Genomic DNA, 370 nt, shown 5'->3' on the forward strand with positions numbered 1-370 from the left:
GTCAGGTGCTGCACCGCTGGCGGCGTGACACCATTCACCGTGCCGCTCTGGTCGCCGTCAAAGTGCGCCCCGTTATCCACGATGGCTTCTTTTTCCGGTACATGCTGCACGGCAGTGATGGCATACGTGCCGTCATCGTTCTCACGGATACTCACACAGCGGAACAGGCGCTGGCGCAGCGTCGGCAGCTTCAGCCCCCACACGCTGTATTCAGCAACACCGTCAGGAACACGGCTCACTTTCACCTTCACGCCGTCGGTGACGGACTGAACCTCCACGCTGATCGGATTGCCACTTCCGTCAACCAGGCTTATCAGCGTGGTACCGGAGGATGGCAGCGTGATTTCACGGTCGAGCGTCAGCGTCCGGG

At 61.1% G+C, this 370-nt stretch carries 1 pseudogene; it reads right to left on the reverse strand.

Features of this window, described 5'->3' with window-relative positions:
- Positions 1-370 (reverse strand): annotated as a pseudogene (locus BGE37_RS24850) (host specificity protein J); the annotation flags it as partial.

Source organism: Escherichia sp. MOD1-EC6300, assembly GCF_002965045.1.
Lineage (GTDB): Bacteria > Pseudomonadota > Gammaproteobacteria > Enterobacterales > Enterobacteriaceae > Escherichia > Escherichia coli_F.